Annotated in this window: 17 protein-coding genes and 1 riboswitch; of the genes, 4 read left to right on the forward strand and 13 right to left on the reverse strand. The window is 51.1% G+C overall.

The window, feature by feature from the left end:
- Positions 1-19 precede the first annotated feature (19 nt).
- The 6 genes from hemH to thiS all read right to left on the reverse strand — a co-directional run bounded on the left by hemH (position 20) and on the right by thiS (position 6,040).
- Complete coding sequence (gene hemH / locus G3M70_04160; GenBank protein ID QPJ61124.1) at positions 20-952, reverse strand: ferrochelatase; 933 nt, start codon at positions 950-952, stop codon at positions 20-22.
- On the reverse strand, positions 945-1,985 hold the full coding sequence (hemE, locus tag G3M70_04165; GenBank protein QPJ61125.1) for a uroporphyrinogen decarboxylase: 1,041 nt from the start codon (positions 1,983-1,985) through the stop codon (positions 945-947). Before hemE ends, hemH begins: the two co-directional genes overlap by 8 nt.
- Positions 1,986-2,254: 269 nt before the next feature.
- On the reverse strand, positions 2,255-4,159 hold the full coding sequence (gene thiC / locus G3M70_04170) for a phosphomethylpyrimidine synthase ThiC (protein QPJ63706.1): 1,905 nt from the start codon (positions 4,157-4,159) through the stop codon (positions 2,255-2,257).
- 2 nt (positions 4,160-4,161) lie between these two features.
- The gene (thiE, locus tag G3M70_04175) at positions 4,162-4,842 is read right to left on the reverse strand and encodes a thiamine phosphate synthase (GenBank protein ID QPJ61126.1); all 681 of its coding nucleotides are present in this window, start codon (positions 4,840-4,842) and stop codon (positions 4,162-4,164) included.
- A 97-nt stretch (positions 4,843-4,939) separates the two neighbouring features.
- Positions 4,940-5,740 (reverse strand): thiazole synthase, encoded by an 801-nt coding sequence (locus G3M70_04180; GenBank protein QPJ61127.1) that lies wholly within the window; start codon positions 5,738-5,740, stop codon positions 4,940-4,942.
- A 102-nt stretch (positions 5,741-5,842) separates the two neighbouring features.
- Entirely contained in the window at positions 5,843-6,040 is a 198-nt protein-coding gene (thiS, locus tag G3M70_04185; GenBank protein ID QPJ61128.1) for a sulfur carrier protein ThiS, read from the reverse strand.
- A 75-nt stretch (positions 6,041-6,115) separates the two neighbouring features.
- Positions 6,116-6,217: riboswitch (TPP riboswitch) on the reverse strand.
- A 75-nt stretch (positions 6,218-6,292) separates the two neighbouring features.
- On the opposite strand from thiS, the gene G3M70_04190 reads away from it, so the two are divergent.
- The 4 genes from G3M70_04190 (at position 6,293) to G3M70_04205 (ending at position 10,933) form a co-directional block, all read left to right on the forward strand.
- The gene (locus G3M70_04190; protein QPJ61129.1) at positions 6,293-7,570 is read left to right on the forward strand and encodes an SH3 domain-containing protein; all 1,278 of its coding nucleotides are present in this window, start codon (positions 6,293-6,295) and stop codon (positions 7,568-7,570) included.
- A gap of 62 nt (positions 7,571-7,632) precedes the next feature.
- Positions 7,633-8,610 carry a terpene cyclase/mutase family protein gene (locus tag G3M70_04195; GenBank protein QPJ61130.1) on the forward strand — a complete coding sequence of 326 codons (978 nt, stop codon included), beginning with the start codon at positions 7,633-7,635 and terminating at the stop codon, positions 8,608-8,610.
- 220 nt (positions 8,611-8,830) lie between these two features.
- On the forward strand, positions 8,831-9,577 hold the full coding sequence (locus G3M70_04200; GenBank protein QPJ61131.1) for an NTP transferase domain-containing protein: 747 nt from the start codon (positions 8,831-8,833) through the stop codon (positions 9,575-9,577).
- Between the two features lie 84 nt (positions 9,578-9,661).
- A complete protein-coding gene (locus G3M70_04205; protein QPJ61132.1) occupies positions 9,662-10,933 on the forward strand; it encodes a hypothetical protein in 1,272 nt (423 codons plus the stop codon).
- Here the strand turns inward: G3M70_04205 and G3M70_04210 are convergent.
- The 7 genes from G3M70_04210 to tsf form a co-directional block, all read right to left on the reverse strand.
- Positions 10,930-11,415, reverse strand: a complete 486-nt coding sequence (locus G3M70_04210; GenBank protein ID QPJ61133.1) for a 2-C-methyl-D-erythritol 2,4-cyclodiphosphate synthase — start codon at positions 11,413-11,415, stop codon at positions 10,930-10,932. The two genes, G3M70_04205 and G3M70_04210, sit on opposite strands and share 4 nt — an antisense overlap.
- A gap of 3 nt (positions 11,416-11,418) precedes the next feature.
- Complete coding sequence (locus G3M70_04215; protein QPJ63707.1) at positions 11,419-12,573, reverse strand: 1-deoxy-D-xylulose-5-phosphate reductoisomerase; 1,155 nt, start codon at positions 12,571-12,573, stop codon at positions 11,419-11,421.
- A 57-nt stretch (positions 12,574-12,630) separates the two neighbouring features.
- Positions 12,631-13,509: a phosphatidate cytidylyltransferase gene (locus G3M70_04220; GenBank protein ID QPJ61134.1), complete on the reverse strand. Its 879-nt coding sequence runs from the start codon at positions 13,507-13,509 to the stop codon at positions 12,631-12,633.
- A complete protein-coding gene (locus G3M70_04225) occupies positions 13,506-14,243 on the reverse strand; it encodes an isoprenyl transferase (protein ID QPJ63708.1) in 738 nt (245 codons plus the stop codon). The genes G3M70_04220 and G3M70_04225 overlap by 4 nt, the downstream gene beginning before the upstream one ends.
- A gap of 100 nt (positions 14,244-14,343) precedes the next feature.
- Positions 14,344-14,898 (reverse strand): ribosome recycling factor, encoded by a 555-nt coding sequence (gene frr / locus G3M70_04230; protein ID QPJ61135.1) that lies wholly within the window; start codon positions 14,896-14,898, stop codon positions 14,344-14,346.
- A gap of 1 nt (position 14,899) precedes the next feature.
- Entirely contained in the window at positions 14,900-15,622 is a 723-nt protein-coding gene (locus G3M70_04235; GenBank protein QPJ61136.1) for a UMP kinase, read from the reverse strand.
- A 7-nt stretch (positions 15,623-15,629) separates the two neighbouring features.
- Positions 15,630-16,223, reverse strand: coding sequence for a translation elongation factor Ts (gene tsf / locus G3M70_04240; GenBank protein QPJ61137.1), 594 nt, complete (start codon positions 16,221-16,223; stop codon positions 15,630-15,632).
- Between the last annotated feature and the right edge of the window lie 33 nt (positions 16,224-16,256).

Here is a 16,256-nt window from a genome sequence, read left to right on the forward strand (position 1 = left end):
GGGAAGGAATGCCTGAAAATTAAATCAGACGCTCCCAGACAGCCGCTCCAAGAGCTTCGATCAATCCTGGAGAACTGTTCAGCGATTCGGTGCGGTACAACTTGAGGCCTTTGTCTTCTGCATATTGCTTAAACGCGATATCGATGTCGTAGAGAATTTCCACATGATCGCAAACAAACCCGACCGGAACGATCAGCACGGACTTGCCCCCGGCCTCAGCAATTTCATCGATTATCTGTTCAACTGATGGCTCCAGCCAGGGCACGGGGATCATCCCCTGACTCTGGAAGGCCTGATACCACGGACTGGGATTCACTCTTTCAATCAACCCGTCCATGGTCCGGTTGTAGTCATGAACATAGGGATCTTCCTTGCCACGTGGACCTTCAGGAATAGAATGAACCGTAAACACCGTGTGGAATTCCTCGATACCATCCGCTTTCATTTCCTCGACTGCTGCCTGGTAACGTTCTTCAAATGCATCGATCAGGCTGGGGTCTCCGGCCCAACTGGTGATGAAATGAATCGGGATATGGCCAGGGACATCTTTCAACGCTTCTTTAAATGAACGCCAATAGCGTTCGGTACTCCATTCACTGTATTGAGGAGCCAGACAGATCGCAATGATACGCTCGGCACCGTCATCCATGGCCTGCTTGACCACGTCCTTGATAAACGGCTTCCACACGCGCATGGCATAGTAAACCTTGAACTCATCACCGCCCTGATTGAGAAACACTTCCAGGGCCTCGGCCTGCTCCTGGGTCAATTTGCGAAAAGGAGAAGAGCCACCGATGATCTCGTAACGTTCGGTCACCTCCGCAACCACTTCCGGAGACGACACCTTGCCGCCGCGGATGTTTTTGAGATATTCCGGAATATGTTTTACATCCTCCGGTGCGCCATGACCCAGCAGGATAACGGCCGTGTTCGTTATTTTAGTTTCACTCATGTTTATACTCGTGCACCATTTCGACCACGGCCTTCACGTGGTCGACAGGCGTGTGTTGCAGGATGCCGTGTCCGAGATTGAATATATGACCGGGCCGCCCACCCGCCTGTCGCATGATTTCAAGTACGCGCTCTTTTATAAACGGAATCGGGGCGAATAAAATATTGGGATCGAGGTTTCCCTGAATAGGAGTATCGAACCCCAAAGTTTCCCAGGCTTTGTCCAGGTCAATGCGCCAGTCAAAACTGAATACATCGCCGCCGGTTTCTTTCACCAGAGGCAAAATGGATGAGGTACCGGTACTGAAGTTGATCACGGGCACTCCGGTTTCCTGCGCGCCCGCAATCACACGCCTTGTATATGGAAGAATATACTTGCGATAATCGTGCGGACTCATACAACCCACCCAGGAGTCGAACACCTGCACGGCTTTTGCGCCCGCAGCAATCTGCATCTTGAGGTAATCAATCAACACCTGGCAAACCTTATCCATCAACAATTCCCAGGTTTCTGGAGCTTCATACATCATGCGTTTGGTGATGGTGTATTCCTTGGACTTGCCGCCCTCGATCATATAGCTGCACAGAGTGAACGGAGCGCCGCAGAAACCGATCAACGGAAGACTGGATCCGATCTCTGACAACACCATCCGGATCGCATCGCCAACAAACCCCAGTTGACCCACAGCATCAACCGGCTTGAGGTTCTCGACATCCTTATGGGTGCGTACAGGACGGGGAATACTGGGGCCGTCACCGACATTGAATTCAAGCCCGGTGCCCATCGGCTCCAGGGGAAGGAGAATGTCTGCAAAAATAATGGCGGCATCCACACCGAGAACATCCAGTGGCTGCAGGGTGACCTCGCACGCCAGTTCCGGATTGTGGCACAACTCGAGGAAGGTGTATTTCTCCTTCAGGTCGCGGTAAACCTTCATGTAGCGGCCAGCCTGCCGCATAAACCAAATCGGGGTGTGATCTACCGCCTCACCACGACAGGCCTTGATAAATCGAAAATCGCCGTTTTCGGCCATGGGTCTTCCTTCTAAATCAGGTGAAACGGTGATTATAGGCCGAGACGGGCCCGCCATTCAATGGTCTATTTATTTTCGAGAGGACGAAGCTCCTAATCCCCCTTGCTTCGTCTTACCCCTTTACAAGGGAGAAACACACGGCCACCCTTTCCTTCGAACAGGCTCCGGGTGACAGCGCAAAAGCAAAAACCCCTCAGTCGTGGGCTCAAATACTCAATACAGTTTCAGCAATCCACTCCGCCGCAAGGCGGTCTGCCTCCATCCCACCGTCAAGTGGTGTGGTCGATTTCGAGGCCCTTGGCTTTGAAGGTATCGGACATTTCGTCCATCCCCGCCTTGATCGCGTCGAGGTCTTCCATACCATGCTCTGCCGCGTAATCACGAACATCCTGTGTGATTTTCATTGAGCAGAACTGCGGGCCACACATTGAACAAAAATGCGCCTGCTTGTGTCCCTCAGCTGGAAGCGTCTGATCGTGAAACTTGAGCGCGGTCTCAGGATCGAGTGACAGGTTGAACTGGTCTTCCCAGCGGAATTCATAACGTGCTTTCGACAAAGCATCATCGCGCACCCGTGCGCCCGGATGCCCCTTGGCCACGTCCGCCGCGTGAGCAGAAATCTTGTAGGTGATAACCCCCTGCTTCACGTCTTCACGATCAGGCAAACCCAGATGCTCCTTTGGAGTGACGTAACACAGCATGGCGCAACCGTACCAGCCGATCATGGCGGCCCCGATACCGCTGGTGAAATGATCGTAGCCCGGCGCGATATCCGTGGTCAGTGGTCCCAGTGTATAGAAGGGAGCTTCGTCGCATTCCTTCAGCTGCTTTTCCATATTCTCTTTAATGAGGTGCATCGGCACATGACCCGGACCTTCAATCATGGTCTGCACTTCGTGTTTCCACGCTTTCTTGGTCAATTCACCGAGAGTTTCCAGCTCACCGAACTGGGCTGCGTCGTTAGCATCGGCAGAAGAACCGGGACGAAGTCCATCACCAAGCGAGAAACTGACATCATAGGCTTTTAAAATTTCGCAAAGTTCCTCAAAGTTGGTGTAAAGAAAATTTTCCTGATGGTGGGCCAGGCACCATTTGGCCATGATGGATCCACCACGCGAAACAATACCCGTGACCCGCTTGGCGGTATGCGGAACATAACGCAGAAGAACGCCGGCATGAACGGTGAAATAGTCAACACCCTGTTCACACTGTTCAATGATCGTGTCGCGGAAAATTTCCCAGGTCAGTTCCTCCGGTTTGCCATCAACCTTCTCCAGTGCCTGGTAAATTGGAACGGTTCCGATGGGGACCGGAGAATTACGAATAATCCATTCACGGGTTTCGTGTATGTTTTTTCCGGTCGACAAGTCCATAACCGTGTCGGAACCCCAACGGATGGCCCAGACCATTTTTTCGACTTCTTCTTCAATGCTTGAAGAAATCGCTGAGTTGCCAATGTTGGCGTTGATCTTGACCAGGAAGTTGCGCCCGATAATCATCGGCTCGGTTTCGGGATGATTGATGTTGGCCGGGATTATGGCCCGACCGCGAGCAACTTCGTCGCGTACAAATTCCGGTGTGATGACTTCCGGAAGGTGTGCTCCGAAGCTGTTGCCTTTCAACCGGGCTTCGCGTTCCGCATCTTCGAAAAGGGATATCCGCTTCTGCGTTTCACGAATCGCGATGTATTCCATTTCCGGAGTGATCATGCCCTTTTTTGCATAATGCATCTGAGAAACATTCCCGCCCGGTTTCGCCCGGTAGATCAGCTTTTCGGACCGGTCGAAACGTTCCAGGCTTCCCATCTGATCATGGTTTCGGTATCCATTATCCTCTGGCTTGACAGCACGACCGGCATAGGTTTCCACATCTCCGCGTCCCAGAATCCAGGGCTGGCGAATGGGTTCAAGTCCCTTGCGCACATCAATCGTCACATTCGGATCAGTGTAGGGTCCTGAAGTGTCATAAATGCGAACCGGCTCATTCACTTCCATCCGGACTTCACCATTTTTTTCGGTCACCTGGGTTGGCGCCTGGGACACCTCACGAAAAGGAACCCGCAAATCTTTATGGATTATTCCATTCTCGTAAATCTTGGTCGAGTTGGGTGAAATTGGATCGGTCGTGATTTTTACTTTATTATCGCCAAAAGTTGGTGAAGGCCGATTGGGCATATTCATAATGGTTCTCCTTTGAACGCTTCCATGAATTTTTGTGTCTTCTTTTTTATCGTGTCACTTGCCCAGATGCCGCGAATGAGAGCAATCCCATGCGCTCCGTTCCGCTGCACATCAGGCAGATTGTTTAAGTCAATACCACCAAGGGCCAGAACGGGAATCGACACCGTCTGGGAAACTTCTTTCAGTTTTTCAAGGCCCTGGGGTGGGCCATACTGCTGTTTGGACGGCGTGTCAAAAACCGGACTGAACGTGATGTAGTCCGCGCCGTTTTTCTGCGCCTGTTTTGCTGACTCCAACGAATGACAGGAAACCCCTACCAGCAAATGGGGATACCGCGCCTTCACTTCATTTGCGGGAAGCCCCGCTTCCGGAAGGTGCACCCCATCCGCATCCACCATCAATGCAATGTCGAGCCGATCATTAATGATGAGCCGTGCTTCGTAACGCTCAGTCATCTGTCTTAAAACGAGTGCCAGCGAAAACAGTTTGTCGAGGGAAAGGTTTTTCTCCCGCAACTGGATGTCCCGGACACCCCCTTCCAAAGCCTGCTCAAACGCTTCCAGAACTTTTTCATCTGGAAACAGGCTGGTGTCCGAAATGAGCAACATCTTCAGCCAGTCGGATTGCACCTCGGCTGATCCTCTAATCAAGCGGGTGCTCATTTGATTGTCACCCATTAAAATCACCTCAGGCCGTTCGGTCGCCCCACTTCGACAACCTCAGTGGACTACCTGACCTCAAAGCACTTTTCCCAGTTGGCTGTGCGCCGAGTATCTAAATATCGATCAGGCCGTCAATGGGACTGGAGGCAGACGCATAAAGTTTTTTCGGGATGCGTCCGGCTTCATAGGCCAGTCTGCCGGCCTCGACTCCAAGCCGCATGGCCTCCGCCATTTTCAGCGGATCATCAGCACAGGCGATGGCCGTGTTCATGAGCAACCCATCGACCCCCAGCTCCATGGCCTTGGCTGCATCCGATGCTGTTCCGACTCCGGCATCGACAATCACCGGAACATTGACCGCTTCCAGAATCAGCCGGATGTTATATGGATTTCGAATACCCAGCCCGGACCCGATCGGTGCGGCCAGTGGCATAACGGCGCAGCACCCGATGTCTTCCAGTTTTTTGGCCAGCACCACATCGTCGCCACAATAGGGCATGACGTGAAAACCATCTTCGACCAGGATTTTTGCGGCTTCAAAAGTGCCTTCGTTATCCGGGAACAGGGTTTTTTCATCGCCAATGACTTCGATCTTGATGAAATCGCCGAGGCCCGCTTCACGAGCCAGCTTGGCTGTCATCACCGCTTCCTTGACGGTGTAGCAACCGGCGGTGTTGGGCAACAGTGTGTATTTTTCAGGGTCGATAAAATTGAGGATAGAGTCCTTGGATTTATCCAGCTCAATGCGACGTACCGCAACGGTGATCATTTCCGCACCAGAGGTTTCCAGCGCTTGCTTGTTCTGTTCGAAGGTTTCGTATTTGCCCGTTCCAACGATGAGGCGGGAATTGAATTCCTTCGGCCCCACTTTCAGGGGCTTGATTTCGCGAAACGGTTTGCTTTTAGATTCCATAATTATGTAAAACCTGTGTCGTTAAATTAAGGATTCCCGGCCTGATTAAATGTCACCGGAAAATTAATGGATATATTATCGAATAAGATGATGAATAAAGGGTCATCCTCCACCGACAGCGTGGACGATTTCCACCTTGTCACCTTCGCTGAGTTTGGTCGATTCGTGTCCGGACCGTGGAATAACCTGCAGGTTTACCGCCACAGCGACATGCGTTCCAGAGATATCAAGCTCTTTTAGAAGGGCGCTGACATTATCCGAAGCCACATCCCGAAGCTCGCCATTTACCGTCAATTGCATGCCCCGGTTCTCCCGAAAAAACAAAAATGGCCGTTCTCCCATTAGGTAGGGATACGGCCAAGTGAGGGTACACGCATTAAAATTGCGCCACTTTCCTTCGCTGGTATTAACCAGATCAGGTTCAAAGGGTCGTCTGCCAAGACTCTCAGTTCGCGTAGAACACCCCCAGTTGGCTTTGGAGCTAGCTTACTTTAAAATGATCCACTGTCAAGACATATTGACCTTTGCAAAATTTTCGGTATCCTTTCTGTTATGAAAATCCCATACACCACAAAACTCGGGCTCGTTTTTACCCTTATTCTGTCGATACTTGGCGGTTGTGCCTCCGTCCCGCAAAGAGTCTTCAAGGCCCCGGCACCTGCGGTCACAAGAGCCAGCAAGGCGTTGTTCGAAGATGCCTTTGAAGCCCAGGAAAAAGGAAAATATCGGAAGGCCATCAGTCTGTGGAAACAGTTCCTGAATGCTGAACCGGATTCGGTCCAGGGCCACAATAACCTCGGTATGGTTTTTTATGCCGAAGATCGCCTTTCGGAATCGATCAATGAACTGGAAACCGCCTGGAAACTGGCACCTAAAAATGACATCGTTCTAAGAAATCTGTCGCGGTCCCTTCAGTTTCAAGTCGCCCTTCTAAAAGAAAACAGGGAATATGAGCGGGCCATTCGGCATCTACAAAGGTTACAGGAGATTTCCAAACCGGAAGATTTCCAGAAAGTCCAGTTCATGGTCGAGGAGCTGGAAGACAGGATTTACGAACAGGTCCAGAACGCGAACACTGTCGAAAAATACCGTTGGTACCTTAAACAATACCCGACCGGCATAAACGCTGAAAAGGCTCGAAAAAAACTGGCTGTCCTCCAGGACCGGCAATCCTCTCTCATCCAGTCCTTTGAAGACCGCGAACAAGTGGACAACAGCGGTGTCCTTGAGAGTATTCCGGAGGAAGATAGTTTCGATTCCGTGGATATCAGCGAAGAAGATGTATCAGCATCTCAACCGGTGATTGCGGAAGAGCCGGTGATGGAGGAACCACCCGCGACCCCTGAAGCGGATAGAACTTCAATAGAAGAATCCCCGGTTATGGAAGAAGAGGCCGTGGGCGAGGTTAAGCAGGGAACCATGCCCGAACCTGTTGCCCAGGTACCTGCAGAGGTTGAACCGGAAAAAGGACAACAAGCACCCGATGAAGAACCCAGTGAGCTGACCGAAATTGAGCCCGCCCCAATCAAAGAACCGGAAGCCAGGGCTCCTAAAAAGTATCAGGTGGTCATTACTCTTGATAATCCTGATTCCTCTTTAAGAGTCCGAGCCGAGCCAAACACCAAAAGTCCCGTGCTTACTGGCCTTAAACATGGGCAGATGCGTTCTTATGTTGAGGAAAATAAAGGCTGGTTTAAAATCGAGTACGCACCTGGAAAATCTGGCTGGGTCAGCAAGAAATTTTCCCGAAAACTGGAACCCGGAACCAAAAAGACCGAACCACAAGCCCAGGGTTTCCCGGCAATCCGTTTAGCCGCTGCCGGGTCCTGATCCCAAAAACAAACCTAATAATTTTTTTTCACACCCAACAACCCTGATCGAGAAGAGAACGCATGACAACAAATGTAAAAGAAGACCTGGACTCACTGATTGAAAACGAATGGAACTACATTCAGGATAACCGCGCTGAGTGGAGTCTGCTCGAAGGCAAACCCGTCGACCTCGAAGTGCTTGAACACATCCTGCGCTGCATCCTGCATCTCGACAACACAAACGAAATGGGACAGGAATTCCGCGAGTGCCTGAAAGTTCAAAACCCGGATGGTGGCTGGTCGAAAGTTTCAGACTCGGACAAAACCTCGATCTGGGTCACCGCTTTTGTGGCGCTGAAACTGGCGCGCGGCAACGGGATTCTTAAAGACGCTGCCATCGCCGGGGCTGTTGACCACTGCCTGGAATCTGTCCTGAGCTGGCAAAAAGAGGACGGCCACTGGTTTGACGACGAATGGTCCAATCTCGACACCACCTGCTCGGTCACCTATTTTCTAACCATCTGGCAGGTGATGAACGACAAGCTGGGCGACGAGCGCGTCAATAAAGCGCGGGTGCGCGGTTTCGAATACATCATGTCGCAGCACCGCGATTCCGGCCTTTGGAAAGACAACAAGTTTCATCCGTCCGGAATCGAAACCACGGCGCACCTCATGCAATACACGTTGATTCCAGCCTATTTCATGGATAAGATTGATTTTGCCGAACAGTCCTGCCTGGACGCAGCGGAAGGTCTTCTGGGGGAACAAGCTGAAAACGGATCCTGGGACAATGAAAACACGGACCACACCATGGATGCGTTACGCAACCTGGTACTGGTAAGCGATTCGTTCAAGCAGCGAGATAAATACCAGGATGCCATCGAACGCGGAATCCGCTGGCTGATTGAAGTGAAAAACGACAAGGGCTGGGGAGATTTCCCGGACGAGCCGAGTAACATCGAACGCACCGCCGATGGTCTCGACACCCTGCTTAAGTACAAGCGTTATCTTGCAGGGAAACGCATGTCCGATTTCTGGGCGTTCACCAAAGAGAACTAACGGAGCCTTGACCTGACTGGGCCTTCACTTCACAAACCGCTGAAGACCCTTCAGCGTAGGGAATTTAGAAATCCAAGAATATTTTTCCAAAAACTTCAAATCACCCTGCTTCGCGTCCCTCTTTAAAAGAGGGAACATAATAGTCCGCTAAATTTGTTTTAAGTTAGCTGACCGCAAGGTCCGGGTTTTTCTTCGACCAACCTTTTAACCCAATCGACCCTTGAACGCACTCATCCTACTCGCCGGTTATGGCTCGCGCCTCTCGCGCGAAGACCTGCCGCATAAAGTCTTCCTGGATTTTGGCGGTGAATCCCTGCTAAACAAACACCTCAAGACCCTGCAAAATGCGGGTATCGAAAAAACCGTGCTGGTCGTCGGCTATAACAAGGGTGCCATAAAAGATGCTGTGGCGAAAATGGACCTCACCATGCCCATCGAGTTTATCGACAATGACGTGTACCGGACCACAGGCAACACCCTGTCGATGGTGATGGGGTTGCGCGGTATGCAGGGGGACGTTCTGGTGATGGATGGGGATCTGCTGTACCCACGCGAGGTGCTTGGGGGGTTTCTGGATAAAGCTACCGGTTCCTGCTTCGCAGTTGTACCGGTCGATATCAACGATGTCGAGTGTGCCAAGGTCCTGCTGAACAACGATGAGTCGATTGCTGCCATCATCACCAAACGTGCACTGACCGACCAGGAAAAATCAGGCTACAAATTCTCGGGAGAAGCTATCGGGTTCTTCACCCTGACCCCCCATGCGGTCGACACCATAATCAAAGCTTACGATGAACAGGAAGCGCATTACGAACCAACCCTGTGGGAAATTTTATTTTCCGAGATTGCCGACAAAACTCCACTATGCGTTTACCCTCTCGATGAAAACGGCTGCTTCGAAATCGACACCCAGGAAGATTACGAAGAAGCCCTCGCCTGCTACAACGCCAACCCGGACCGTTACTAGCCAATTCGGGAGATCCAACACAGATATCGAAAGTTTTTTGAATCCCCCTGTCAGGCAAATCGGGCATGGTAAGATGGCACTGCCATGACCGCTGAACCTCGCCCACCTGCCTTGAAGTTTGTTGCCGTCACCCTCTCATTTTTTTTGTTGCTGAACGCGTTCTGGTTTTATGGTTTCGTGCGCGATGGGTTATGGATTGCGCTTGTCGTTGGATCTGTTTTTCTCTACCGCAAAACCGGCTGGATCAATTTCAGCATTCTGGCTCTTACGTTCACGGTCCTAACGGGAACTTTGCTCGCCGCAGTACCCCGGCTGGGGCTGGACGATATGCTGTACCCGGATGCGCATTCCCGTATGGAAACACGTGATGCGGAGGGACGTTCTATTTACAAACGGAACTCACGGCTTGAAATGGAACAGCCCTTCGGTGACTTGAAGCGCATGGCCGGACCGGAACAGGAACTCGAAACCCAACCCCGCCATATCCTGTTCCAGACAGATGATCTTGGATTCAGGAATGAGAGTCCGGTCCCTGAAAACCCGCGCTGGGTACTGGTCGGCGACTCCTTTATCGCTGGCAACGGCAACTCTCAACCTGACTTGCTGGCTTCACAGTTAAAGCGGCGTGGTGTTTCCATTTACAATCTGGGCTGGCCCGGGGCGATTCCCGATTATGTCGCCAATATTGAAAAATTCAGGAAACAAAAAAACAGGGATGCAAAATTCCTGTTGTTTGTTTTCGAAGGCAACGATTTTCTTGAAAGGGAAAAGGTGCGGGTGGAAGGGCTTTCAAAAATCAAAAAAGGATGGAAACGTTTTTTCGGTGCCTATAAAAATTTTTTCCGCAATACCGATCTGTACCGCCTGACTTATATCCTGTACGCTTCAATAAAAAATAAAGTGAAACCCAAAAACAGGGTCGTCGTCCATTCCATCGGAGGCCGGCCAATCGGTTTTTACAAACGGTATCTGGAAGCCGCGCAAAGTGAACAATACACTTTCCCCCTCTGGGTGGAGGAAGAATTAAAAAGGGTGAACGGTTCCATTGCCCATGTATTTTTTATCCCGATCAAATACCGCGTCCTGCAACCGTTGTTCGACACCCCCGGGAAACCCATACCCAATGCGCCATGGCAAGCGCTTCAAAAATTGACGAGGCAATTGAACATTCCAGCGACCAACCTCACTCCACAATTGATTGAGGGCACCCGACAACTATTTAAACAAAATGGGAGACTGACTTTCTGGACAGACGACACCCACTGGAACCGAGCTGGAACAAACCTGGTTGCCCGGGTCGTATGCAACACTTTAAATGAAATGGGGTGTAAGGAGGGAAGTCTGGAAAAAAACTAAAACGTATCGGTGCTTTCGATGAGGGCAACGGCGTAGGCTGCGATGCCTTCTTCGCGTCCGGCGAAACCGAGCTTTTCCGTGGTGGTCGCTTTAATGTTGACCTGATGGATGGGAACCGAGAGGGTGGAGGCGATGTTCTGTCGCATTGCCGTGATGTGGGGCGCGAGCTTTGGTTTTTGCGCCACAATGGTCGCGTCCAGATTGCCCAGGCGAAAACCGCGTTCTTTCAACGTGCTGCCAACCCGCCCGAGTAAAATCAGACTGGAGATGTCTTTGAATTCGGAGCTGGTATCGGGAAAATGGTGACCCAGGTCCCCCGCACCACAGGCACCGAGCAAGGCATCGCAGATCGCGTGGAGCAAAGCGTCGGCATCGGAATGCCCATCCAACCCCAGTGTGTGTTCAATTTCGACACCCCCGAGAATAAGCTTTCGCCCTTCCACCAGCCGATGCACATCATATCCATTTCCGATTCTTACCATAATTTATGCTTTTGTCGTGAGCAACTGATGAGCTTCCTGACGCGCCCAGTCATCCGCCGCGAGGACGTCTTCAATGGAGTCCGCAGAATGCGGCTGGTGACGGTCGAGAGTGGATTCGATTAACTCCGGGATTTCCTTGTAGCCGATCTGCCGGTCGAGGAACGCCTGCACGGCAATTTCATTCGCCGCATTCAATACTGCCGGAAGTGTCTTGCCCGCATCCATCACTTCATGCGCAAGTCTTAAACAGGGGAAACGGGTGAAGTCCGGGGCCTCAAAGGTAAGGTCGCCCATTGCCGCCAGGTCCAGCGATGGTAGATCGCACTTAACGCGATCCGGATAGGTCATCGCGTAGGCGATGGGGACACGCATGTCCGGGATGCCCAGTTGCGCCATGATTGAAGTGTCAACAAATTCAATCATCGAGTGGATGATACTCTGTGCGTGCACGATGATGTCGATCTGTGTGTCCAACCCGAACAGCCATTTGGCCTCGATGAACTCGAGCCCCTTGTTCATCATGGTGGCAGAGTCAATAGTGATCTTGCTGCCCATGTCCCAGTTGGGATGCTTGAGTGCATCTTTCACCGTGACGTTTTCCATTTGCTCCAGCGTGAACGTGCGGAAAGGTCCTCCGGAAGCCGTCAGAATAATGCGGCGGATACGCTTCGGGTCTTCCCCGTTCAGCGCCTGGAAAATCGCGCTGTGTTCGCTGTCTACCGGGATGATGGGCACGCCCTGCTTTTCGGCTTCGCGCAGGATAACCTCACCCGCGACCACCAGCGTTTCTTTATTGGCAAGCGCAAGGGTTTTGCCTGCTGACACTGCCGCGTAAGACGGGACCAGTCCGGCACAGCCCACCATGCCCGAAACCACCATGTCGGCTTCGGGATGACTTGCGACTTGAACCGAGCCCTCTTGCCCGGCAACGATTTCTACCTCCTGACCATTCAGGCGGCGGCGCAATTCTTCTATTTTGGAGGTATCGAAAAGGGCGGCAACCTGGGGTCGGTATTTTTGAACCTGCTCTGCAAATAAATCTACGTTGCTACCCGCAGCCAAGCCGACCAGTTCAAACTGATCCGGGTTGCGTTCCATCACGTCAAGCGTGTTGACACCGATGGAACCCGTGGAGCCCAATATTGAAATTTTTTTCATATAAGTTATCCGGGCTAAACCAGAACCCAAAAATCTCTTTTAAAATCCCAGGTCAAGTCAGCCGAAAGCATTGTGAACATAAAAAAATGCCGGACCAGCAAACAGCAGGCTGTCGATTCTGTCGAGCACCCCTCCGTGTCCGGGAATCAGGGTGCCTGAATCTTTAACACCGGCACTACGCTTGAGAAACGATTCAAACAAGTCGCCAAACTGACCGATAATAGCGCAAATACCTGCCACGAGCAAACCATGCAGCCAACCAAGGGACGGCAAAAACGTTCCAATCGCCAATGCACCACCGGCCATCCCTCCCATAGTGTTGGCAACGGCTCCTTCAATGGTTTTTCCAGGACTGACCTTGGGGGCAAGCTTGTGGCGTCCAATGGCTTTGCCCACAAAGTAACCGGCTATATCACCCATCCAGACTACAAGGAATACAAAGAAAACGTATTTTGACCCTGTCTCAGGGCTGGGCAATTGAAGAAAAAAACCAAGCAATCCTCCGACATAGAGTGAACCGAACAGGGTATAAACTGCCCGTTCCAGTCCTGTTTGGAGGTTTTCATCAGATTTCAAACAAGCAACAAATAAAAGAACTAAAGCCAGAAGAGGCCAGACTTCGAAGATCCCCCTGAGCATAAAGGGGAATTGATCCTGGTTAGCCATGCTGGGAGACATCTGAAAGAAATGAGCCCAAACAAAAATTACGGTCAAAAAAAAGCCGGTAAATTTATAGGTGGGCACCCCCATCGCATCGACCAGGTTGGCGTATTCGGACCATCCAATCACGGCAATGACGAGCACTAACAGACAAATCAACAGAGGCGAACCGTAAATTAAAATTCCGAGGACAACTGGAATCAACACCAGCGCACTCAAAACACGCTGAATCAGATTACGCTTTTCTGGAGGAGAAGAAAGATCGGTGGCGGTCACGCTTTGACGATTTGTTCCTGAGTGAGGCCGAAGCGCCGTTCGCGTTTCTGGAAGTCAATCACGGCAGCCAGCAGGTCCTCTTCCCTAAAATCCGGCCACAAGACGTTGGTGTAATGCAACTCGGTGTAAGCGATCTGGTAGAGGAGGAAATTGCTGATGCGCAACTCTCCGCTGGTCCTGATAAGCAGATCCGGCTCGGGAAGATCGTGCGTGTTGAGGCTGCGGGACAGAAGGGGAAAGTCGATTTCATCAAGGGAAATTTCTCCATCACGCACCTTTTGTGCAATGGTACGTACCGCATCGAGAATTTCCTGGCGTCCGCCATAGGACAAGGCCAATGTCAGCACAAGTCCGGTATTGTCACGGGTTGTATTTTCTGCGTAATGGACCAGATCCTGAATGGCAGTTGGAAGTTCCTCAATATGACCGATGGTGTTGAAACGGATGTTTTCACGCATCATCCGTTCCAGTTCCTTATTGAGATACTGGTCGAGAATTTTCATCAACGCGTTCACTTCCGGTTGCGGCCGATTCCAGTTCTCTTCAGAAAAAGAGTAGAGCGTCAACGCCTCGATTTTCATCTCTGTGCACAAAGTGACGATGCGATCGACCGACTTTACTCCTTGCCGGTGACCTTCCACACGAGGCAGAAAATGCTTCTTCGCCCAGCGACCGTTTCCATCCATGATGATTGCGATATGGCGGGGGAGCCGGGACAGATCAATCTGTTCCATTTGCAGTGACGGTTTCAAGCGGGTCTCCTGAATTGAACCCTGACCGGTCTCGGAGGGCGAGAGCCGGAGGACATCCTGTTTCAATATAACAGGAGCCCTTTCAAACTTCCATCAGATCTTTTTCTTTGATCTGGGTGACCTTGTCTACATCCTGGATCAACCGGTCGGTAATTTTTTGCAATTGTTCCTGGCCTTTGTGGCTCTCGTCTTCTGACATTTCGTGTTTTTTCTCAAGCTGCTTGAACTGCTCATTTACATCACGACGCACGTTGCGGATAGCGATTTTCGATTCTTCAGCATATTTCCGGACAACCTTACCCAGGTCCTTACGGCGCTCTTCAGTAAGAGGAGGGATGGTCAAACGTATGATTTTCCCATCGTTGGCCGGATTGAGTCCAAGGTCGGATCCCTGAATGGCTTTTTCGATAGCGGGCAACAAACCCTGATCCCAGGGCTGAATGGTGATGGTCTTGGGGTCCGGTGTACCGAGGGTAGCCGCCTGGTTGAGCGGAGTCTGTTGTCCGTAGTAATCAACCTTCATGTCTTCCACAAGAGATACGGAAGCCCGGCCAGTACGAACTTTGGCGAACTCATGCTGCAGGTGGTCCAGTGAAACTTTCATTTTGCGTTCTGCTTCTTTCAGCAATTCATCCATACTAGCTAACCCCCACTGTAGTGCCGATCGATTCCCCCATGATGGCGCGTTTGATACTGTGATGATGACGAACATCAAACACCATCATGGGCAAATCATTGTCCATGCACAGCGAAACCGAGGTCGAATCCATCACATTCAATCGTTTGGTGAGAACATCCAGGTAGGTTAAAGAATCAAACTTGACCGCATCAGAATCTTCCTTGGGGTCGGCAGAATAAACGCCGTCGACTTTTGTTGCCTTGAAGATCACGTCCGCTTCGATTTCAATCGCTCTCAAGGAAGCTGCCGTATCTGTCGTGAAATATGGATTACCTGTTCCGGCTGCAAAAATCACAATCCGTCCTTTTTCCAGATGGCGAATGGCACGGCGGCGCACATACGTTTCAGCAACCTGGTGGATCTCAATAGCAGTCTGAACACGCGTGGGCATGCCGTTTTTTTCGAGCGCCGATTGCAACGCCAGGGCGTTGATCACAGTCGCCAGCATTCCCATATAGTCGGCTTGCACTCGTTCCATCCCAAGAGAACTGGCTGTGGCACCGCGGAAGATATTCCCGCCGCCAATCACGATTGCAATCTGGGTTCCCAGGTCAAACCCCTGCCTAACTTCCTGGGCGAGCTGGTTGACCGCAATATGGTCAATTCCAAATCCACCCTCTTTCTCCGCCAGGCTTTCTCCACCCAGTTTGAGCAATACACGTTTATAAGCCAGTCCTGTCATTAACTATTTACCTCGAAATTTCCATGCGGGTGAACTGACCAACAGTGATGTTCTCGCCAAGCTTTGCGATTTTCTCTTTGATAAGTTCCTGAATCGTTTTCTGGGTATCCTTGATAAAAGGCTGCTCCAGCAGGCAGTTTTCTTCGTAAAACTTTTCCATTTTACCTGTGACCATTTTTTCGATGATATTTTCAGGCTTTCCGGATTCCCGAGCCTGATGGGCCGCAATTTCCCGCTCTTGCGACAGGATCTCCTCTGTCACTTCGTCACGGGAAACAAAACGCGGGCGGGCAGCCGCAATGTGCATTGAAATATCCTTGTTTAATTCCTGGAACTCATCGGTATTGGCCACAAAATCTGTTTCGCAATGAAGCTTCAGCAACACCCCGATTTTGTTTCCGGCATGAATGTAGGCCCCGATGGACCCGTCACCTGCTGCCCGGTCACCTTTCTTTTCAGCTTTCGCAATCCCTTTTTTCCTTAACGCCACAATCGCTTCTTCAATATCACCTTCTGATTCGGTCAATGCATTTTTACATTCCAGAATACCGGCGCCGCTTTGCTGACGCAGTTCCTTTACCATTGCTGCCGTGATTTCCATTTCTACTCCTTCAATTTTTCCAGTCTACAGTTT

It is taken from the genome of Candidatus Nitronauta litoralis (assembly GCA_015698285.1).
Classification (GTDB): Bacteria; Nitrospinota; Nitrospinia; order Nitrospinales; family Nitrospinaceae; genus Nitronauta; species Nitronauta litoralis.